The organism is Pseudomonas tohonis, assembly GCF_012767755.2.
Lineage (GTDB): Bacteria > Pseudomonadota > Gammaproteobacteria > Pseudomonadales > Pseudomonadaceae > Metapseudomonas > Metapseudomonas tohonis.
This window is the reverse complement of the sequence record NZ_AP023189.1, coordinates 6,550,727-6,570,467: the sequence shown is the minus strand read 5'-3', so window position 1 is coordinate 6,570,467 and position 19,741 is coordinate 6,550,727. Positions and strand designations below refer to the sequence as shown.

General features: G+C 61.8%; 21 protein-coding genes. 16 read left to right on the top strand and 5 right to left on the bottom strand.

Features of this window, described 5'->3' with window-relative positions; genetic code table 11:
- Positions 1 to 16: 16 nt before the first annotated feature.
- The 7 genes from gspG to HSX14_RS30110 are packed head-to-tail and all read left to right on the top strand — an operon-like array spanning position 17 to position 4,690.
- Entirely contained in the window at positions 17 to 403 is a 387-nt protein-coding gene (gene gspG, locus HSX14_RS30140) for a type II secretion system major pseudopilin GspG (RefSeq protein WP_230428067.1), read from the top strand.
- Positions 400 to 966, top strand: a complete 567-nt coding sequence (gene gspH, locus HSX14_RS30135; protein ID WP_274384613.1) for a type II secretion system minor pseudopilin GspH — start codon at positions 400 to 402, stop codon at positions 964 to 966. The genes gspG and gspH overlap by 4 nt, the downstream gene beginning before the upstream one ends.
- A gap of 2 nt (positions 967 to 968) precedes the next feature.
- Complete coding sequence (gspI, locus tag HSX14_RS30130; protein ID WP_173179458.1) at positions 969 to 1,358, top strand: type II secretion system minor pseudopilin GspI; 390 nt, start codon at positions 969 to 971, stop codon at positions 1,356 to 1,358.
- Positions 1,355 to 2,077 (top strand): type II secretion system minor pseudopilin GspJ, encoded by a 723-nt coding sequence (gene gspJ / locus HSX14_RS30125; RefSeq protein WP_111261371.1) that lies wholly within the window; start codon positions 1,355 to 1,357, stop codon positions 2,075 to 2,077. The genes gspI and gspJ overlap by 4 nt, the downstream gene beginning before the upstream one ends.
- On the top strand, positions 2,074 to 3,051 hold the full coding sequence (gspK, locus tag HSX14_RS30120) for a type II secretion system minor pseudopilin GspK (protein WP_173179460.1): 978 nt from the start codon (positions 2,074 to 2,076) through the stop codon (positions 3,049 to 3,051). Before gspJ ends, gspK begins: the two co-directional genes overlap by 4 nt.
- A 2-nt stretch (positions 3,052 to 3,053) precedes the next feature.
- Positions 3,054 to 4,160 carry a type II secretion system protein GspL gene (gene gspL / locus HSX14_RS30115; RefSeq protein ID WP_173179462.1) on the top strand — a complete coding sequence of 369 codons (1,107 nt, stop codon included), beginning with the start codon at positions 3,054 to 3,056 and terminating at the stop codon, positions 4,158 to 4,160.
- Positions 4,157 to 4,690, top strand: coding sequence for a type II secretion system protein M (locus HSX14_RS30110; protein WP_173179464.1), 534 nt, complete (start codon positions 4,157 to 4,159; stop codon positions 4,688 to 4,690). The genes gspL and HSX14_RS30110 overlap by 4 nt, the downstream gene beginning before the upstream one ends.
- A 307-nt stretch (positions 4,691 to 4,997) precedes the next feature.
- Here HSX14_RS30110 and HSX14_RS30105 read toward each other — a convergent pair whose 3' ends face one another.
- Positions 4,998 to 5,753 carry an SDR family NAD(P)-dependent oxidoreductase gene (locus HSX14_RS30105; RefSeq protein WP_173179466.1) on the bottom strand — a complete coding sequence of 252 codons (756 nt, stop codon included), beginning with the start codon at positions 5,751 to 5,753 and terminating at the stop codon, positions 4,998 to 5,000.
- Positions 5,754 to 5,785: 32 nt separating this feature from the next.
- The gene (locus HSX14_RS30100) at positions 5,786 to 6,565 is read right to left on the bottom strand and encodes an SDR family NAD(P)-dependent oxidoreductase (RefSeq protein WP_173179468.1); all 780 of its coding nucleotides are present in this window, start codon (positions 6,563 to 6,565) and stop codon (positions 5,786 to 5,788) included.
- Positions 6,566 to 6,657: 92 nt separating this feature from the next.
- Between HSX14_RS30100 and HSX14_RS30095 the strand changes: the two genes are divergently transcribed.
- Positions 6,658 to 7,548 (top strand): LysR family transcriptional regulator, encoded by an 891-nt coding sequence (locus HSX14_RS30095; RefSeq protein ID WP_173179470.1) that lies wholly within the window; start codon positions 6,658 to 6,660, stop codon positions 7,546 to 7,548.
- Positions 7,549 to 8,172: 624 nt separating this feature from the next.
- Here the strand turns inward: HSX14_RS30095 and HSX14_RS30090 are convergent.
- The gene (locus HSX14_RS30090; RefSeq protein ID WP_034021786.1) at positions 8,173 to 8,415 is read right to left on the bottom strand and encodes a hypothetical protein; all 243 of its coding nucleotides are present in this window, start codon (positions 8,413 to 8,415) and stop codon (positions 8,173 to 8,175) included.
- Between the two features lie 644 nt (positions 8,416 to 9,059).
- Between HSX14_RS30090 and HSX14_RS30085 the strand changes: the two genes are divergently transcribed.
- The 4 genes from HSX14_RS30085 to HSX14_RS30070 are packed head-to-tail and all read left to right on the top strand — an operon-like array spanning position 9,060 to position 15,754.
- Positions 9,060 to 10,559 carry a DUF3375 domain-containing protein gene (locus HSX14_RS30085; RefSeq protein ID WP_073662251.1) on the top strand — a complete coding sequence of 500 codons (1,500 nt, stop codon included), beginning with the start codon at positions 9,060 to 9,062 and terminating at the stop codon, positions 10,557 to 10,559.
- A 2-nt stretch (positions 10,560 to 10,561) separates the two neighbouring features.
- On the top strand, positions 10,562 to 11,311 hold the full coding sequence (locus tag HSX14_RS30080; protein ID WP_170870064.1) for a DUF4194 domain-containing protein: 750 nt from the start codon (positions 10,562 to 10,564) through the stop codon (positions 11,309 to 11,311).
- Positions 11,308 to 14,613: an ATP-binding protein gene (locus tag HSX14_RS30075; protein ID WP_073662250.1), complete on the top strand. Its 3,306-nt coding sequence runs from the start codon at positions 11,308 to 11,310 to the stop codon at positions 14,611 to 14,613. Before HSX14_RS30080 ends, HSX14_RS30075 begins: the two co-directional genes overlap by 4 nt.
- Positions 14,564 to 15,754, top strand: coding sequence for a Wadjet anti-phage system protein JetD domain-containing protein (locus HSX14_RS30070; RefSeq protein WP_227337125.1), 1,191 nt, complete (start codon positions 14,564 to 14,566; stop codon positions 15,752 to 15,754). Before HSX14_RS30075 ends, HSX14_RS30070 begins: the two co-directional genes overlap by 50 nt.
- Positions 15,755 to 15,878: 124 nt before the next feature.
- Here HSX14_RS30070 and HSX14_RS30065 read toward each other — a convergent pair whose 3' ends face one another.
- Positions 15,879 to 16,106 carry a helix-turn-helix domain-containing protein gene (locus tag HSX14_RS30065; RefSeq protein WP_023131004.1) on the bottom strand — a complete coding sequence of 76 codons (228 nt, stop codon included), beginning with the start codon at positions 16,104 to 16,106 and terminating at the stop codon, positions 15,879 to 15,881.
- Between the two features lie 699 nt (positions 16,107 to 16,805).
- Here HSX14_RS30065 and HSX14_RS30060 point away from each other — a divergent pair.
- From HSX14_RS30060 to HSX14_RS30045, 4 genes are all read left to right on the top strand, one after another.
- Positions 16,806 to 17,507 (top strand): hypothetical protein, encoded by a 702-nt coding sequence (locus HSX14_RS30060; protein WP_079383150.1) that lies wholly within the window; start codon positions 16,806 to 16,808, stop codon positions 17,505 to 17,507.
- A 295-nt stretch (positions 17,508 to 17,802) separates the two neighbouring features.
- A complete protein-coding gene (locus HSX14_RS30055) occupies positions 17,803 to 17,985 on the top strand; it encodes a hypothetical protein (RefSeq protein WP_023123777.1) in 183 nt (60 codons plus the stop codon).
- 118 nt (positions 17,986 to 18,103) lie between these two features.
- The gene (locus tag HSX14_RS30050) at positions 18,104 to 18,367 is read left to right on the top strand and encodes a BPSL0761 family protein (RefSeq protein WP_023123778.1); all 264 of its coding nucleotides are present in this window, start codon (positions 18,104 to 18,106) and stop codon (positions 18,365 to 18,367) included.
- A gap of 2 nt (positions 18,368 to 18,369) precedes the next feature.
- Entirely contained in the window at positions 18,370 to 18,975 is a 606-nt protein-coding gene (locus tag HSX14_RS30045) for a DUF6088 family protein (RefSeq protein ID WP_023123779.1), read from the top strand.
- Positions 18,976 to 19,040: 65 nt separating this feature from the next.
- Here HSX14_RS30045 and HSX14_RS30040 read toward each other — a convergent pair whose 3' ends face one another.
- Positions 19,041 to 19,598 carry a hypothetical protein gene (locus tag HSX14_RS30040; protein ID WP_023123780.1) on the bottom strand — a complete coding sequence of 186 codons (558 nt, stop codon included), beginning with the start codon at positions 19,596 to 19,598 and terminating at the stop codon, positions 19,041 to 19,043.
- Positions 19,599 to 19,741 lie beyond the last annotated feature (143 nt).

Here is a 19,741-nt window from a genome sequence, read left to right as displayed (position 1 = left end):
CACCCTCATCGAAATCATGGTGGTGGTGGTCATCCTCGGCATCCTCGCCGCCTTGGTGGTGCCGCAGGTGATGAACCGCCCGGACCAGGCCAAGGTCACCGTCGCCAAGGGCGACATCAAGGCCATCGGTGCCTCGCTGGACATGTACAAGCTCGACAACTTCGCCTACCCCAGCACCCAGCAGGGCCTGGAGGCATTGGTGAAGAAGCCCAGCGGCAACCCGCAGCCGAAGAACTGGAACAAGGACGGCTACCTCAAGCGCCTGCCGGTCGACCCCTGGGGCAACCCGTACCAGTACCTGGCCCCCGGTACCAAGGGTGCCTACGACCTGTACTCCTTCGGCGCCGACGGCAAGGAAGGCGGCACCGACGCCGATGCCGACATCGGTAACTGGGACAACTGATGGAGCGCGAGCGCGGCTTCACCCTGATCGAGCTGCTGGTGGTCCTGGCGATCATCGGCTGCCTGGTCAGCGTGGCCGTGCTCGCCAACGGCAATGCCAGCAGCGGCCGCGAGCTGCGTGACGAAGCCGAGCGCCTGGCGGCGACGATCGCCATCCTCGCCGACGAAGCGGTGCTGGACGGCCGCGAGTACGGCTTGCTGGTGACCGCCGAAAGCTACCGCGTGCTGGCCTATGACAACGCCTCCGGCACCTGGGCCGACGACGCCACCCGCCCGGAGCGACGCCCCGCCGCCTGGATGCGCCTGAGCCTGGAGCTGGAAGGGGAGGCCCTCAAGCTGCCGGAGCCCAAGGCCAGGGAAGAGAGCCGCCCCGGCCTCGCCAAGGACGTGCCCGAGCAGGACAAACGCAAGGAAAAGCCCGTGCCCCAGGTGCTGATCCTCTCCAGCGGTGAACTCACGCCCTTCAGCCTGCGCCTGGAGGAGCGCCGCGCCGACGGCAACGCCTATGCCCTGGCCAGCGACGGTTACCAGCTGCCCAGCGCCGAGCAGGCCAAGGAGCGATGAGCATGCGCCGCGCCCATGGCTTCACCCTGCTGGAAGTGCTGATCGCCCTGGCCATCTTCGCCACGGTCGCCGCCTCGGTGCTGACCGCCGCCAGCCGCAGCCTGATCGTCGCCGGGCAGCTTGAAGACAAGACCCTGGCCGGCTGGATCGCCGACAACCGCATCACCGAATTGCAGATCAAGCTGCCCACCCCGGGCGAGGGGCGCGAGGACAAGGTGCTGGAATACGGCGGCCGCCAGTGGGAGACCCACAGCGAGATCGAGGCCACCAGCGACAAGGGCCTGCGCCGCGTCACCGTCTGGGTGGCACCCAAGCCCGAGCGCGGCGGCGGGGTGCCGATCAAGGAACGCTCCGTGTTCAGCCTCACCGGCTTCCTGGCGGTGCGCGGATGAGCCGGCAGCGCGGTTTCACCCTGCTGGAAGTGATGATCGCCATCGCCATCTTCGCCCTGCTCGGCCTCGGCACCTACCGCATGCTGGCGACGGTGATGAAGGCCGACGAGGTGACCCGCGAGCACGAGAAATCCCTGCGCGAACTGGGCCGTGCCTTCGCCTCCATCGACCGTGACCTGGGCCAGGCGCTGCCCCGTGTGGTGCGCGACGCCTACGGCGACGAGCGCGGCGCCCTGGTCGGCGAGCTGGGCGCCACCGACGGCACCGCCGCCCTGGAATTCAGCCGTGCCGGCTGGCGCAACCCCCTGGGCAGCAGCCGCTCGCAGTTGCAGCGGGTGCGCTGGCGCCTGGCCGGCTCGACCCTGGAGCGCGTCTACTGGTCCGTGCTCGACCAGGCCGTGGACAGCCCGCCGAGGGTGCAGAAGGTGCTCGAAGGCGTCAGCTCCGTGGAGCTGCGCTACCTCGACGACAAGGGCCAGTGGCAGGAACAGTGGCCGCCGAGCCTGGGCGATTCCGACCCGGCCAAGGCACGCGGGCGCCTGCCCGTGGCGGTCGAACTCAAGCTCGAGCACCGCCACTACGGCGGGCTGACCCGGCTCTACCGGTTGCCGGAAATGGGCGTCGAAGAGCAGCCCAGCGACGGCGGTACCCCCCCCGACGACGACAGGAAACCGACCCCCGAACCCAAGCCGGACGCCGGCAAGGAGAAGGGCGCATGACCCGCCAGCGGGGCGTCGCCCTGGTCACCGTGCTGCTGGTGGTCTCCATCGTCACCGTCATCTGCGCGGGGCTCATCCTCCGCCAGCAGCTGTCGATCCGTGGCGCCGCCAACCGCGTCGCCATCCAGCAGGCCTGGCACTACGCCCTGGGCGGCGAGGCCCTGGGCCAGTCGGTGCTGCTGCGCGACCTGAAGAAACCCGGCAGCGACCCGCGCGCGCCCATCGACCATCCCCTGGAAGACTGGGCCCGGCCACTGCCGGTGTTCCCCATCGACCAGGGCGAGATCGGCGTACACATCGAAGACCTCGCCGGGCGCTTCAACCTCAACAGCCTGGTGCAGGGCGACAAGGTGGACAAGCTCTCCGTCGAGCGCTTCAACCGCCTGCTGCTGCGCCTGAAGATCGAGAAGCCCTACGCCGACCGCCTGGTGGACTGGCTGGACAAGGACCAGGAGCCCAGCGGCGAATACGGCGCCGAGGACAACCAGTACCTGCTCGCCCAGCCCCCCTACCGCACCGCCGGCCGCGAGCTGCAGGACGTCTCCGAGCTGCGCCTGCTGCTGGACATGAGCGAGGAGGACTACCGCCTGCTCGCCCCCTGGGTCTCGGCATTGCCGGCCAGGGTGCCGCTCAACGTCAACACCGCCAGCCCCCTGGTGCTCTCCTGCCTCGCCGACAACCTCGACCCGGCCGCCGCCCAGTCGCTGCTCAGCGGCCGTGGGCGCGAAGGCTACACCGACATCCGCAGCTTCCTCGACCAGCCGGCCATGGCCGGCACCGGCGTGCGCGCGGCGGGCCTGGCCGTGGGCAGCGCCTATTTCCAGGTGCGCAGCGAGGTGCGCCTGGGCGAGCGCAAGGTGGTGTTGCTCAGCACCCTGCAGCGTGACCCGAAGGGCGTGGTCCGCGTGCTCAAGCGTGATCTCGGGCAGCCGGGCTACCTGGCCCAGGCGCCCCTCGAACCACAGGAAGAATGATCATGGATTGCCTGTTCATCCCGCCCTCTGGCGGGGCGGTCCTCGGCCCCGCGTGCCAGGTGCACTGGCAGGAGGCGAGCGGAGAAGGCCGCAGCCTGCCGCTGGCCGAATGCGCGGCGCTGCTGCAGGGGCGGCCGGTGGCGCTGGTGCTGCCCATGGAGGCGGCCAGCGCCTTCGTGGTGGGCCTGCCGACCCAGAAGGCGCGGCTGATGCACCAGGCGCTGCCCTACGCGGTGGAAGAGATGCTCGCCGAGGATGTGGAGCTGTTCCACCTGGCCCTGGGCGCGCAACTGGCCGACGGCCGCTACCCGGTGCTGGTGCTGCGCCGTGCCCAGCTGGCCGCCTGGCTGGAGGAACTGGAGGACTTCGGCGTGAAGGTCGCCGCCATCCACCTGGACGCGGACCTGCTGCCCCGTGATGGCGAACAGCTGCTGGTGATCGGCGAGCGTGCCCTGCTGGGCGGTGCCTGCGAGACGCGCCTGGCCTTCCCCTTCGCGCACTGGCCGGCCCTCGGCGCCCTGTGCGCGGCGGATACCCAGCCGCGGCGGGAAGACGAGCCCTACCGCCTGCTCGCGGCCGGCCGCGCGGGTGCCATCGACCTGGCCCAGGGCGAGTTCGCGCCGCGCAGCGATAACCGCGCCTGGACGGTGTGGCGCCCGTTCGCGGCCCTGGCCGGTGTCGCCGTGGTGCTGTTGCTCGCCTTCAACCTGGTGCAGGCCTGGTTGCTGGAGCGCAGCGGCGATGCCTACGTCGAATCCAGCCATGCGCTCTATCGCCAGCTGTTCCCCGAGGACAAGCGCATCGTCAACCTCAAGGCCCAGTTCGCCGAGCACCTCAGCCAGGGCACCCGCGAGCAGGGCGGCTTCATCAGCCTGCTGGACCAGGCCTCCAGCGCCATCGCCGAGGCCCAGTCGGCCCTGACGGTCACCAACGTCGACTACAGCCAGACCCGTGGCGACCTGGCGCTGCAGGTCCGCGCCAAGGATTTCGCCGACCTGGAGAAGCTGCGCAAGCGTCTGGTGAAGGCCGGCCTGAGCGTGCAACTGGGGTCGGCCAGCCGTGAGGAAGGGGGCGTGACCGCCCGCGTGGTACTGGGAGGTGGGGCATGAACGCACTGACGGAGATCGGCACGCGCCTGCGCGCCGGGCTGGAGCAATCACCGCTGTGGCAACGCTGGCAGCACATGCCCCCGCGCGACCGGATGGCGCTGGCGCTGCTGGGCGGCTTCCTCGCCCTGGTGCTGTTCTACCTGGCGGTCTGGTCGCCGGTGGCCGCCCGGGTCGAGCGGGCCCGCGCCTACCAGCAACAGCAGCAGGCGCTGTTCACCTACATCCAGGCCAACGCCGGGCAGGCCCGCCGCCAGGCCGCCAGCGCCCAGGTGGAACTCGCCCCCGACCAGCTCCAGGGCCTGGTCACCAGCACCGCGCAGAAGCAGGGGCTGACCCTGGAACGCTTCGACAACGAAGGCAACGGCGGCCTGCTGGTCACCCTGACCCAGGCCTCGTTCGAATCGATGCTGAAGTGGCTGGCCGAGCTGGACAAGCGCGGCGTCACCCTCACCGAGGCCAGCCTCGACAAGGTGGCCACCGGCAAGGTGGATGCGCGGCTGACGCTGATGGTGGCGGGGCAGGGCGGCTGATGGTGGCTCCCGTCGGGTAGCTCTTGCCATCGAAGGCAGTTGTAAGCGTCTGGTTTGCAACTGCCTCTTCAGCCCGCTCTGCATCAGCAATGATGGTTTGGGCATGCTTGCCATGTTCCATCTCTACCTTCGAGAGGGCGCGGTGGGTTGTCAGGCCGTCGTACTGCCATTGCCGCGTAGCTGAGCATTCATAGCCGCTGACGATCTTCCTGCCACCCCACTCGATGTTGCGCACACAACGGCTGTGACGCGGTTACGGGGTGCTCCGGGCGCTGTGTAACCGGGGCACGCTCGTGGCGCCGGTTGGTCAGTTCCCCGCCGACACCCCGCGGTCGATCGCCATGTCGGCCCCGGTGATCGAGGCGGCGGCCGGCTGGCAGAGGAAGTAGGCCAGCTCGGCCACTTCGGCCGGTTGTATGAAGCGCGCGTCGGCGCCTTGCGGGTACTTGGCCAGCAGTTCCCGGTAGTAGCCCTGTGGATCGCCGTTGCCATAGCGCTCCGCCTGGAACTTCAGCATCGGCGTCTCGATGTCGCCCGGGGAGACCGCATTGCAGCGCACGCCATCGGGCGCGAGGTCCAGCGCCAGCGTCTTGGTCAGCAGCGTGACGCCGCCCTTGCTCGCGCAGTAGGCGGCCGCGTTGCGGTTGCCCTGGCGGCCGGCGTCGCTGGAGATGTTGACGATGCAGCCCCGGCTCTGGCGCAGCGCCGGGATGGCGGCCGCGCACATGAAGAAGGTGCCTTTCAGGTTGACGTCCAGGACGAGGTCGAAATCCTCCTCCGAACAGGACTCGACCGGCCCCTCACGCCACACGCCCGCCGCGTTCACCAGTGCATCCAGCCGGCCCGTCGCCGTGATGGCGGCCTCGACCACCTCGCGGCAGGCGCCGGGCTGGCGGATGTCCACGGCCAGGTGGCCGGCCAGGGGCCGTTCGCTGGCCAGAGCCTGGAGCGAGGGGGCGTTCTGGTCGGTGGCGAACACACGCCAGCCGCCCTGGATGAAGCGTTCCACCAGCGCGCGGCCGACGCCGCCGGCGGCACCGGTGATCAGGACTACGGGATTCATGGGCTGTTCTCTCGCATGGCTAAGGGCTGCGCTCAGGGCGCCTTGTTTTCCACGAGGCAGTTGCCGCCGTCGACCACCAGCACTTCGCCGGTGATGTAGCTGGCCTCGGGCGAGGCGAGGAAGGCCACGGCCGCGGCGATCTCCTCGGGGCGGCCGGCCCGGCCGATGGGGACGAACTGCGCCGCATGCTGCTCTTCGGGCGTGCTCGAGGCGGTGGCGATCCATCCCGGGGCAACCGAGTTGACGGTGATGCCCTCCCGCGCGACTTCCAGCGCCAGCCCCATGTTCATCCCCAGCATCCCGGCCTTGGCCGCGCTGTAGGCGGCCTCGCCTGGGTTGCTGCCCCGGGTCCCGGTGGTGGAACTGATGTTGACGATGCGGCCGTAGCGACGGGCGCGCATGCCCGGCAGCACGCCCCGGGTCAGCAGGAAGGCGGTGGTGAGGTTGCGCGCGAGCGACAGGTTCCACATCTCCAGGCTCATGCCCGCCACCTCGGCGAAGGGTTCCGGGCTGCCCTGCATCGCCATGCCGGCGTTGTTCACCAGGATGTCGATGCGCCCCCACAACCCTTGCGCCCAGGCCAGGAGCTCGTGCACGGCGGCTTCGTCGGTGAGGTCCGCAGCCTGCCCCTGCGCGTCGAACCCCTCCGCACGCAGCTCGGCCACCCGGTCGGCGATGCGCGCGCTGCTCGCGGTGACGATCAGCTTCGCGCCGGCACGCCCCAGGCGGCGTGCGATGGCCATGCCGATCCCCGATTCGCTGCCGGCCCCGCTGACCAGGGCCACCTGGCCCATCAATGCTGGTTCGGACATGGTTGCTCTCCCGCATGGCTGTGTTGAGCTGGAAGCTAAAGGTGTTTAGCTGATAGAAAAAGACAACCGTTATCAGCAGAACTGACAACTCCATGGCCTTTAGCAGCGAATCCCTGAAAGTCTTCCTCGCCGTGCTGGATGCCGGCTCGTTCTCGGCGGCCGCCAGGGCCCTGGGGCGCGTGCCGTCGGCGGTCAACATGGCGATTTCCCAACTGGAGGCGGAGCTGGACCTGGAGCTGTTCGACCGCTCCTCCCGCCGGGCGCTGCCGACCGCTGCGGCCAGGGCGCTGGAGCCCCAGGCCCGGCAGGTGGCGGGCCAGCTCAACCTGCTGGACGCGCACGCCCTGCAGCTGCATGCCGGGCTCGAGCCGCGCCTGGTGCTGGCCATGGCGCCGGAGCTGCAAAGCGGTGCCTGGAGCCAGCCGCTGTCGACGCTGGCGCGCGAATTCCCGACGCTGGAGATCGAAGTCCGCTCCGCCGCACAGGCCGATGCCACGCGCATGCTGCATGACGGCAGTGTGCAACTGGCGCTGGTGTTCGAACGCCCGGGGATCGACGAGCGCGAGGCCTTCATCGAGGCGGGGAGCCAGTTGCTGGCCGCCGTCGCGGCGCCCGGCTACAGCCAGGCGGCGCTGAGCGAATCCGGCCTGGCCGAACGCCGCCAGATCGTCGTCGCGCTTGGCGACCCCAAGGCGTCGGACCCGCAGATCGTGCTGTCCCACAGGGTCTGGCTGACCGACAGCTACCTGGCCACGCTGGGCCTGGTGCAGGCGGGGATCGGCTGGGCCTACCTGCCCCAGCCACTGGTGCAGCCGCTGATCGCATCCGGTGCGCTGGAGCGCGTCGCGTTCGCCGACATGGCCAACCAGATGCGGCTGTGGGTCGATGTCGTCTGGCTGAAGAACCGCCCGCTCGGGCTGGCGGCCAGGCGCTACCTGGAGCTGCTGCGCGAGCAGACCCGCGCCGAACCGGGCCGGGCGTGAGCCGCCGCGATGGGCGCACCGAACGGCGGAAACGAAAAAGCCCGCGCGAGGCGGGCTTTCCGGGAGCCGCGACCGTCATGGGACGGTCGGGACATCGATCTGGCGCATCCGGCGGGATTCGAACCCACGACCCCTCCTTCGGAGGGCAATGCGGTACAGATATTTAGGTTAGCAGCAAAGGTTCAAAAATGCCTCTAAGTACCGTCCTGCAAGGCTTTGGCCTTATGTCGCTACCTGCAGTTTATAGCTCTTAGCGGTATATAAGGGTGGTTATCTAGGGCACAAAAAACGAAATGGGCCCCAGCGATTTTGACACCTAGCCAGCCCCTAGCTCGTCCTGCTGCCTCTCACCGAACCTGAATTTTGACAAGCGCCTGGCGGCCTACGGGCAGCGACTTAGCCCAGCATGGTCATAGGTATTAACACTATCAGTAAGGCCTGCCGCTTTGGGCTTCCCCGCGTCCACACAAACCCGTTTTGTTGCCCTCTGCTGTTGCTTTACATATAGGCAACCCAGGAGTGCGCAGGCCCCAACGTTAGCGATACTTTTCTGGTGGAAGACTCTACCTTTGCAGGAGCCAAGGCCGTGCAAGATGCGTCGAGGTTAGTGCGGCAGCTAGCTCACTAGTCCTTGGCGTTTATCTCGGCGGAGATCTTTCCAAACGACTCCCAGTGGCCAACCAGTTCATCCACGCGATCAGGAATGCGCGGTGACTTACTGAGCACTAGGCAGCGGGTCGTGCCCACATACTCCTCAAGGAGGTAGAGCGTATCTCCGACGTCGACGCCCATCTCCTGCAGAACGTCGTCGGGTAGGCGAATAGCACCGTCGCCTTCCCAGTCCTCAATCACTACATGATTCCGCATCGTGACCCCAGGAAACGGTTGGATGGGGGGCCGCAGGGGGAAGCAACGGCGAGTCGTTGCCAGCGAAGTCCCGCGGCACAGGTCGACAGAATAGCAAAAAGCTCCTGGGCTCAGAGCGCTGTAACGACGCCGCCCCTCATCTCTAGCCGCAGCTTCTGGCATTTGAACTCGCCCCAGGCCTGCCAACTACCACCGCCGTTGTTGAGCTGAAAATCCCGCAATACCACCGGGGAAATTCACTATCCCCATGCCGCACCCAGCTAATCCACCAGCAGCTCAATGATAGGTCATCGAGACTTCGCTCTATAGCCACCGTGGCTGCGCTGGCTTGCCGCAGGATGCCAGTGGCAGTCCCGCAAAAACCACTGAGCTGCCACATACGCTCACAGGGATCTCTTCGCCGAACTAGCCAAGTACACCCTCGTGACGACAGATCCCTCCGCCAAATCGCCAATATCCAGCGTGCGCCCCCGGAATAAATCGTTAAACCTCGACTGGCCTGGCCTTTCACTCACTTTATTTCGAACGACGCAGCTCCTGCGGACCATCAAACGAAGCCCACCCGCCAGGACAAATACGTATCATGAGGCAGCGGGTTAGCTTGGTAAGCTCGCTCTCAGACAACTCTTGTCAATGTGGCCGTCATGGAAGAAAGCGCGCAACAGCGTTCAGAACGCTATGTATCTGCCCGCAGCCAGCACCCCGCGTGGCTTTTGCTCGCCTCGCGTCGTGCTCCGCTCGTATTGGGTTGCCTGCGCACGCTGTTCGAACGGGCGCACGATGGGATCCCCATGGAGGATGCGCTGCAAGCGCTGTCCGAAATGCTGGCTGCTTATGCCAGCCAGGAGCTTTACGAGATCGACCCGGATGCAACGCATCTCCAAGCAGGCCGTGAACTTCGTGAATGGATCAAGCGGCGCCTTGTCGTAGAGCGAGAGGGCCGTATCTACGCAACCGACGCGTTGGAGTCCGCCATCCAGTTCGTTGACTCGCTGGATAGTCGGATCATGACCTCCACGGCATCTCGCCTGTCGGTGGTCCAGCGCGAGATCGAAAACCTGGAAACGGGTCTGAACCCCAGCCCAACTGGCCGTATTGCCAGCCTGCGCCGCCGAATCCAGGATTTGGAGCACGAGCTAGCGCAAGTAGAAGCTGGCCACGTCATCGTGCTGGATGAGGCGCAGGCGATAGAGGGCATACGCGAGGTATATAACCTCGCCACCAGCCTGCGCGCGGACTTTCGACGAGTTGAAGATTCTTGGCGCGAGGCGGATCGCGCCCTTCGACACTCCATCATTAGCGAGCAGTCTCACCGTGGAGAGATCGTCGATCGGTTATTGGATGGGCAAGATGCTCTACTCAACACACCGGAAGGGCGTGTCTTTGAAAGCTTCCAGCAGCAACTGAGGCAGTCCGCTGAGCTGGAGGCCATGCGTGAGCGCTTGCGCACCATCCTTCGTCATCCAGCGGTTCCAAAGGCTCTGAATCGTCCCCAGCAACGTGAGCTGCGTTGGTTGGCGTTACGCCTGGTTCGGGAGTCGCAGGCTGTGCTCCAAGCGCGCGCCCGAAGCGAGCGTGATGTTCGCGGCTTCATGAAGACGGGGTTGGCCGCCGAGCATCATCGCGTCGGACAGTTACTTAACGACTTCTTCAATCTAGCGCTCAGCGTCGACTGGCAACGTCAGTCAGAGCGCCGTAAGCCTGTTCGTTTACCGCCGGTTGGCGTAGCCATCACCGGTGTCCCGGCAATAGAGCGTCTTCGCTTCAAGACCCTGGGTGACGATGACACGGGCGAGCTGGATCTGAGTTTGAAGCCTGCGGGGTTGGAACAGATTGATGACGACTTCTGGGATGCCTTCGACGGGCTGGATCGTGAAGCGCTGATTCATGACACTCTGGCTGTGCTGGTGGAGCAGGGGCGCCCTGTGAGTCTCGGGGAGCTTGCGTCTTTGCTTCCACCTGATCACGACCTGGAAACCTTTGCGCTCTGGTTGGCGATGGCGCGTGAGGCAGGCATCGAGGTGCTGAAAGAGGAGCGTCAGCTTGTGGAGCTAGTTGACGAGGATGAGCAACGCTGGCGCTTCAATCTGCCTTATGTCGGACTCGACCACGAGGCACTCAAGGGCATCGATTGGGAATTGTGAGCATGGCAGGGATCTTCGATCGAATTGCAGGCGCCTCTAGCGCCGACGAAACGGATCTGACGGTGGAGCCCATGGCGTTGGATGACAGCATGGATGATGAACAGCCTGTCATGAGCGCCGCTGTACAGGTCGATGAACGCCGGACGCCGCAACGGGTACGTGAGGCCGTACAGGAAATGCTCAAGTACGGGCTGCTGGAAGAAAGCCACAAGCCCAACCTGTATCGCTCAGCACTTTCCAATATCGAGGCGGTCGACAGAATCTTGGAGCCGCTCGACCTGGCCATGGGAGTCGACGAGGTTCGGGGGCTGGTGTTTGTTATCGTTCGCCAGGGCGAGGTGGCCGAGGAGGATGACTGGTCGCACCCCCTCGTGCGTCGGCAAAGGCTGAATCTGGAGCAGTCTCTGCTGATAGCCATTCTGCGGCAGCATTTCATCGCATACGAACAGGAAAGCGGTACGGGCGCCAGTCAGGCACTGGTAGCGGTTGATGAGCTGATTCCCCAACTGCAGGTTTACCTGGGCGAACTGGGCAGTGAGGCGAAGGAGCGCAATCGTATTATCACGCTGCTGGATCAGCTCAAGGGTCATGGTTTGGTGTCGGCTCTGGACGCCCATGATCGCGTCATCATCCGCCCCATCATTACCCACTTAGCCAACCCGGAGAACCTGCAGGCTCTGGTGGCATGGCTGCGCGAGCAGGTAGAGGGCGCGGCTACGCCGGCAGCCGGTGCTGAGGAGGACGAGGCGTGAAGCAAGCACTACTCTGGCGTGACAGCGAGACCTTCATCCTCAGCAGCATCGAACTCTATAACTGGGGCGGCTTTCAGGGCTATCACCGTGCCGAGATCGATCCTTCCGGCACCGCCGTGATCGGCCCGACGGGGAGCGGTAAAACGACGCTGGTGGACGCTCTGATGACCTTGCTGTGCGCCAACCCGCGCTACAACCTGGCCTCTACGGGCGGGCATGAAAGCGACCGCGATCTGGTGTCCTATGTGCGCGGCGTCACTGGCCCCGGAGACGGAGGTGTGGAGCAATCGCATATCGCGCGCCAGGGTAAGACGGTCACCGCCATTGCCGCCACGCTCGAGCGTGACGGGGCGCAGGTACGACTGGGCGCTGTGCTCTGGTTCGAGGGCACCAGCTCCTCGGCGTCCGATCTGAAAAAACTGTGGCTGTTGAGCGAGTCCCCCGAGCAGACGCTGGAGCATTGGCTTAGCCAGCATCACGCAGGCGGCATGCGGGCGCTGCGTCAGATGGAGAGGGATAGTACGGGGATCTGGCCGTATCCCAGCAAAAAAGCCTTCCTGGCCAGGCTCAGGGATTACTTCGAAGTCGGTGAAAACGCCTTCACCTTGCTCAACCGCGCTGCCGGCCTGAAGCAGCTCAATAGCATTGATGAGATCTTTCGAGATTTGGTACTGGATGACCGCTCCGCTTTCGCGCGGGCTGCCGAGGTCGCCAGCAGCTTCGATGATCTGACCGACATTCACCGGGAGCTGGAAACCGCCAGAAAGCAGCAGCGCTCATTGCAACCGGTTGCCGATGGCTGGGAGCATTACAAGGCCTTGCAAGAACAGTTGCAGGATAAACAGGCGCTCGAAGGCATTCTTCCGGTCTGGTTCGCCGAACAGGGATATCGCCTGTGGCTGGCTGAAACCAATAGGCTGGAGAAGGAACACAAACAGGCCGAACTGAATCAGGAGCAATGCAGGAGTCAGCTTGAGATCCAGAAGGGCGTGGTCGATCAACATCGTCAGCGCTATCTGCGCGTAGGTGGCGCGGAGATCGATCTGTTACGCGCGCGCATCGCGGATTGGCTTCGTGAGTGTGATAAACGGCGCTTGAAAGCCGAGCAGTATCAACGCTTGGCCAAAGGGCTTGGACTCGTGGATGAGTTATCGGCCGCTGCGCTCGAGGAAAATCAGCAGCAGATCGCGGCACGCCTGGAAATACTGGCCGAGCAAATTACCGAGGCACGGCAAAAGGCGTTCGATGCCGGCATCGTCCAGAAAGAACTCAATGGCCGTCTGCAGAGCTTGCAGCAGGAACGTGCCGAGGTTGAGCGACGGCCAGGCTCGAACCTGCCCGGGAATTTTCATACTTTTAGAGGGGATCTGGCGCAGGCACTTGGCGTCGATGAATCGGCCCTGCCTTTCGTCGCCGAACTAGTGCAGGTCAAGCCCGAGGAGTTGGCCTGGCGGGGCGCCATCGAGCGGGCAATCGGCAGCCACCGGCTGCGTATCCTGGTGCCGCAGGGCGCGTCCGAGGCTGCACTGCGTTGGGTGAACCAACGTCACAACCACCTGCATGTGCGCCTGTTGGAGGTCAAAGAGCCATCGTCGCGCCCTGTGTTCTTAGATGATGGTTTTACCCGCAAACTGACCTTCAAGGAGCATCCATACCGAGAAGCCGTAAAGGCATTACTGGCGGACAACGACCGACATTGCGTAGAAAGCACGGAGCAATTGCGTCATACCCCGCACGCCATGACGGTCCAGGGGTTGATGTCGGGCAAAGAGCGCTTCTTCGACAAGCAGGATCAGAAGCGCCTGGACGAAGACTGGCTGACCGGCTTCAGTAACCGCGACCGTCTGGCCTTTCTGGCTGAGCAGATTGGCGAGGTCAATGAACAGCTCGCGCCTGCCAAGCTGGCCCTGGATTCTGCTCAGGGCGATGTACGTCAGTTGGAGAATCAAGCTTCGCTGCTGCAACGCGTCGAAGAGCTGCATTTCGAGGATATTGATCTGCCGGGCGCCGAGCGTCAGCTGCAGTCGCTGCGTACACAGCTAGACACCCTGACGCGCCCCGACTCCGACCTTGCCATGATCAAGGCCGAACTGGATCAAGCCGAGGCCCTGCTGGACTCTCTGGATCAACAGCTGCAACGACTGATCGAGCAGTGCGTGCAGTTGAGAACTCAGTTCGAGCAAGCCGCATCCGCTACCCGTAAGGCCTATCGTGGTGCCGAAAAGGGGCTGAACGATACGCAGCGTGAACTGGCGCAAACGCATTTCCCGACCCTGACGGCAGATGACCTCGGCGATATTGTCGAGCTGGAGCGCCAGCATACGCGTGAGCTGCAAGGGCAGCTCAAAGCGCTCGGCGATAAACTCGGCGATCAGAAAACAGAGCTAGCCAAACGTATGTCCGACGCCCTGAAGGTGGACACCGGGGCGCTTGCGGAGGTCGGGCGAGAACTGGTGGACGTACCCAGGTATCTGGAACGTCTTCGCGTGCTGACCGAGGAAGCTTTGCCCGAGAAACTCAAGCGCTTCCTGGAATACCTCAATCGTTCCTCGGATGACGGCGTCACCCAGCTGCTCAGCTATATCGACCATGAAGTTTCGATGATTGAGGAGCGCCTGGATGACCTGAACAGTACGATGCAGCGTGTCGACTTTCAGCCCGGGCGCTATCTGCGCCTGGTGGCGAAAAAGGTCATCCATGAAAGCCTGCGCACCTTGCAACAGGCTCAGCGCCAACTGAACTCGGCGCGCTTCATCGATGATGAAGGCGAGAGCCATTACAAGGCATTGCAGGCGCTCGTTGACCTGCTCAAAGATGCCTGCGAGCACAGTAGAAACCAGGGCGCCAAGGCGCTTCTGGATCCGCGCTTCCGCCTGGAGTTCGCGGTCTCGGTGATCGATCGCGAAAGCAAGAGTGTCATCGAAACCCGAACAGGTTCTCAGGGTGGCAGTGGTGGCGAGAAGGAGATCATCGCTTCCTATGTGCTGACCGCCTCCCTGAGCTATGCGCTCTGTCCTGACGGCAGCAGCCGGCCGTTGTTCGGTACCATCGTGCTCGACGAGGCGTTCTCGCGCAGTTCCCATGCAGTTGCCGGTCGGATCATCGCGGCGCTGAGGGAGTTCGGCTTGCACGCTGTCTTTATTACGCCCAACAAGGAAATGCGACTGTTGCGCCACCATACGCGTTCGGCAGTCGTCGTTCATCGGCGCGGTTTGGAATCCAGTCTGGTCTCCCTGAGCTGGGAAGCGTTGGATGAGCATCATCAACAGCGCATCAGGGCCATGCATGAAGTCGCCCACTGAAATCGGCCGCAACCTGGCCAGGCAATGGCAGCGCTCCAGCGTGCGCTTGGAACGCTTGCTCAATCCCGGTAGCTGGCCGCAAACCCTCAACATCGGCAAACCTTCGGCACGCCTGTTCACTGACAACATCCAGGCGGTGCTCCGGCATGTGGAGAACTGGCGGAGCGTGAACGTGGGTACAGTCGACTGGGAACCCGTCAGCTACCGAGCAGGGCTGGCCCCCATTTCCTTGCCGATGCGCTGGTACTTGCGCGGCCCCTCCGAATGGATTGCCGCGACCAATGATCCAACGGTCAGCCAGGAATACGCTCAACTCGAGTATCTGGTCGAGCAGGTAGATAGTGCCTTTCATGCGCTGCTGGTGGCACAACGGGGCTTATGGTTGACGAAGCCCCCTGAAGAAGTCGTCGCCACGGCGCAACTCGCCACCCGGTTGTCTCCAGGCTGTGCTCGAGGCCGCCCACTGCGCCTGCTTGCAGAGCACGGCGTAGACACCAAGTTTTTCGAGCGCAACGCCAGCTTGCTGACCAGGCTCCTCGACGAGCGCTTCGAAGGCGCGGCGTCCGAGCAGGGCCTGACGACTTTTCTGGATGCCTTTGAAGAAAGCAGCCACTGGGTTCTGGTCGTTCCCCTTCAGCCTGAGCTGTTGCCCTTCAAGCGGCTCAGACTCACCACTGCGGAACTGGCCGAAACCCCACTTCCCGGTTCGCGATTGCTCGTGGTGGAAAATGAGCAATGCATTCACTTGCTGCCTGAGAACTTACCGGACACCCTGGCTGTGCTGGGCTCAGGACTCGATTTGCAGTGGCTAGCGTCCGCGCACCTGGCCGGGAAACAGATCGCATACTGGGGCGATATGGATACCTGGGGCTTGCTGATGCTGGCGCGAGCGAGACTCCATCAACCAGCAGTCGAAGCACTATTGATGGAGCAAGAGCTGTTTGAACAGCACTCACCGGTGAGCGCAGTCGTCGAGCCGACCAAAGCTCAGGAGTCGGCCCCACCTGGTTTGCTGGCTGACGAAGCGGACTTCTATCGGTATCTGCTGGTGCAAGAACGAGGACGTCTTGAGCAGGAGTACCTGCCAAAGGAACAAGTTGAGCGCGCTATCGAGCAGTGGGCTCGAAAGATCCCTGTATAGAGCGGCTGGCGGTGGGCTCAATAGCCCTGTAATCCTGAGACCGCCTACCCTTAAACCACAGCCTTCAGATATGCCTTCTCTGACATTTCCAACGTTGATCGCTTTAGGCGGCCGGTTTTCAGCGTTAGTCTGCAACGAGTCTTTCCACCTCGTCGACGATCTCAGCTGCGGTGCAGCCCAGGGGGTTAGCTAGCTTGATCAGGGTGGTGATCGTTGGCTGGTTGATGCCCCGTTCCATCAGGCTGACGTAGTTACGCTGCAATTCCGCCTCATGGGCCAATTGCTCCTGGGTGAATCCTGCTTCGACACGCCGTCTGCGCAGGACCTTTCCGAACGCCAATCCGACTTCCACAGATGACTCCCCAAAAGGGAGGACTATCTGGGCGGCGTCATCTCTGGTCTTCACAGTATATTGTGAATTTGGTAAAACGTGACCTCATGGCATGACGTCACCCCAGCGAATTGCAGGGCTGCCTTCCTACATGCCGTCTTCGTAATGGCTGTAACTCAGTGCAAACGATTAATTTCCGATAAATAAGCAGTTAAATAGAAGGATGTTAAAAGTATATGAGGATTATTGGCATAGCTGCTTATGTGTCATTTGCATTTTTTTTGCAATCAGTAGCCTTCGCTGGCGAAACTGGAGTTCAGCAACTTGTTAAAAGATGCGAGGCTGCTTCCAAGGCTCGTGGGTCCTCACCTGCGCTCTGTTCGTGCACGTTGGGAAGAATGCAGGAGTATGGGTTCACTGATTCGGAGATTGTTAATTTTTCTCGACGAGACTTTAAGCCAAAGGATCTACATGAAACTGAACGCCATATGGACTACAGCATTAAGATTCGATTAATAGCAGGGCAATGCGGCTGATTAGCTTTTCCACAGTCGTCAGTCTAGTCGTACGTCATTGATTATGTGATTTACCGTAAAGGATTTTATGCGGAACTTTTCTAGGTTTGTTTCATTAGCTCTTGCTAGCTCTATTCTTGCTGGTTGCGGCAGTGAGGATTTCACAGGTGCGTATCGTTATAAGATACCCGGTAGCGAGAGGGTAATGGTTCTCAACGTTCACGGTGATGAGGCCGAGATATTTGGGGAGGATGTGAGCGACGGTCGCATCAAGCCGCTGGTTAAGATGAATGTTTCAGTAAAAGATAAAAAACTTCTCCTTGATGATGTTAATAGTTCCGAGCGCTTGGCCCTCACGCGAAATGTAGATGAGCAGAGTGTCGATTGTCTCAACTGCAAGGTGCTTGGCATCAATGACGCAGCGGTTTGGAAGTATGACCCTCAAGGGCCCTATGACGTAGAGCAGATGCTGAAAGACCAAGCCCTTAAGGATGAAGAGGCACTGAATGCCGAAATGCTCAAGATAAAGGAGCAAATTTATGAGCAGGCCAAACGAGACGAAGAAGCAACCAAACTAGGTCCATATGAAGGGGATTGGGTTTATCAAAGGACATCGAAACAAGATCCCCTGATCATCATGACTATCTGGCGCAAAAGCCATATTAAACGCTGGTCGTTTCGATTTGAATCCATGGACCGTATCGGGCAAGAAGTACCAGGGTTTGAGGTCTCAGATGTTGGATTGAAGGTGAAAGTCGGCTCCGAGAGCCTCCTATACAGCCTCAGCCCAGATAAGCAGATACTGACCTGCACGAACTGCAATAGATCTGAGCGCTGGGTCAAAGCTGACCCCAAGAAAGACCTCAGCGATCGCCATTACGCTAGACAGATGGCTGGCAATCCATAGTCCCTCCTGGGGCTCCCCTGTACGTTGGTGACCCGTAGTGGCGATGAACATTGTGGGGGCTCATCGCTGTCCCCTCCACTACGAGCAGCGGAGCAAGGACGCGTCATTCAGCCATGCTCACGCTATTCCCAAGTGGCCAGGCCAGATTTTACGGCAGTAGGACGGCTGCGTCGGAAATCCATAAATTTTTCATCCTCATTTCCCAATCTGGGAGCTGACGAAATTTGCGGCATCTGCGTTCGCGCAGCGGAACATCGAGTTACCGTGTCTCTTAAGTAATCGGGAGCGCACGCTGATGAGATGGTTTTTCGTGGTGATGCTTTGCGGTGGTGCTGGCCTCTTGCTAAGCGCCCAATATCAAATTCCGCAATGGTTTCTTTGGCTCCTGCTGGCGCTGGGAACCACGATGTGGGGCCTGGCCAAGTGGATGGAACAACAGGAGGCCGAGACGGAGCGCGATCATGATCGCAGGTGCTGATCAGGATTGGGCCGTATGGGATCTCCCAATGGCCGCAGCGCTGAACTACGCGCTGTATGGTGGACGATGGTGAGCCAGCTATCCGGGACTTTGAGTTCATGACCAGGAGATAACGAGATTGACCCTTCCTTATGAAAGAACACGCGCCATCGTCAAAACAGAGGAGTTTCTGCGTGAGCTCTCCCATCATTCGGGGCTACCGCAGGATATCCGCAGCTATGCGAAAAGCCTGCTCAGGCACTATCCATCTGCCGACCAGATTTTCTCGCTGGGGCGCCTTGAGGAATGTCTGGTAAACGAAGCGCTTGAAGATGAATACCGGCGGCGGGTGATCGCCTTCCACCAGCCGCTGCTTTGCTCGTCGCTGGAGTCGACTCGATAGCGATGTCCCTCCCAGATTTTGAACTGCCGGTGTCTCACCTCGTCGCGCAGCGGCTGAAGCATCTGCGCAAGGGGAGGCCTTTCAGCATCAGGTGTCTTGCAGAGCTTGGTTCGAGCTCGGCCATCTCCAAGGCAGTCGCCCAACTTGTTCGCCGTGGCGAGCTTGAGCGTGTGTATCGTGGCATCTACATGCGGCCGAAATACAGCCAGTACACCGGTCGGGTTCATCGTCCTGGGCCTTGGGACTTGGTGAATCTGATTGCCAGGCAGAACCGTTGGAAGCTACAGATCCACGGCGCTGATGCCGTGAGGCGATTCGGGCTGAGTACACAGATGCCAGTCATTCCGATCTATTACACGAGCGGCCCCAGCCGATCGCTATTTATGGGGAAGGCCGAGATCAGGCTCGTGCATGCTGCTCCGATGGTGATGCAGTGCGCAGGAACCAAAGTGGGGATGACCATCAGTGCTCTGTTTTATCTCGGCAAAGGTGGTACTACGCCGGAGTGTGTTGCTGTAATCAAAAAAGCTCTCAGCCCCGAAGACCTTAGCAAAATAGTGGCCTGCAGAATGCCGAAATGGATGCGCGCAGCGCTGGAGACAACATGAGCCGGTAAGAAGCAGCCAGACACTCCATTTGGCTGCCTATCCCTCTATCAGAGTCGGACCTGCGTCTATTGCTGGCTGCCCTTCTCCATATTTATCCGCGCCCTGCGGATATAGCTCACCGACACGCTGAGCCGGCGGGCGATCTCTGCGTCGGAAAGGCCCCCGAATTCCGAGATAATTTCGGGTGTCATTTCGGGCAAAGGTCGCTTGTACGCTTGTATTCCAAGCTCCCTACGCATTTTTTTGACCGGAAAATTACTGATGCCTAAACGGTCAGCGACTTCTGTATCCGGCATCATCCCCAGTAGAGCTATGGCTTCGCTGGTCCAAATGTCCTCCAGTGGTTTGAAACGCTCACGACTGATCTTTGACTCTGGGATCTTCAGCTCCGCTCTCGCACGCTTGATTCGCTTGATGGAAACACCAAATCTTTTTGCCAGTCGGTAATTGGTTTCCTTTGCCAGTTGCACAATCAAATCAGGTGACAGCTCGGTGTCTTCGGGGCAGAACCCAAGAATGTTATTTGATTGGCGAAATCGTCGAACGGTGCTGGCGCCCAGCCCAAAGCGTCTGGCCACCTCCCGATCGCTCATTTTCCCAACGCATGCTTTCCAGTCATTCATCGTGCTCTCTCCTAATACATGAAACGACCAGGCAATTATTTGCGTGGCCTTGTATTCAGAGTGCGACTTTGAATACCCCCGGCTTACCAAGCTGCATAGCGAGGCATTGTTTGTAGCACCTGGGCCAGTGCGACCAATACCAA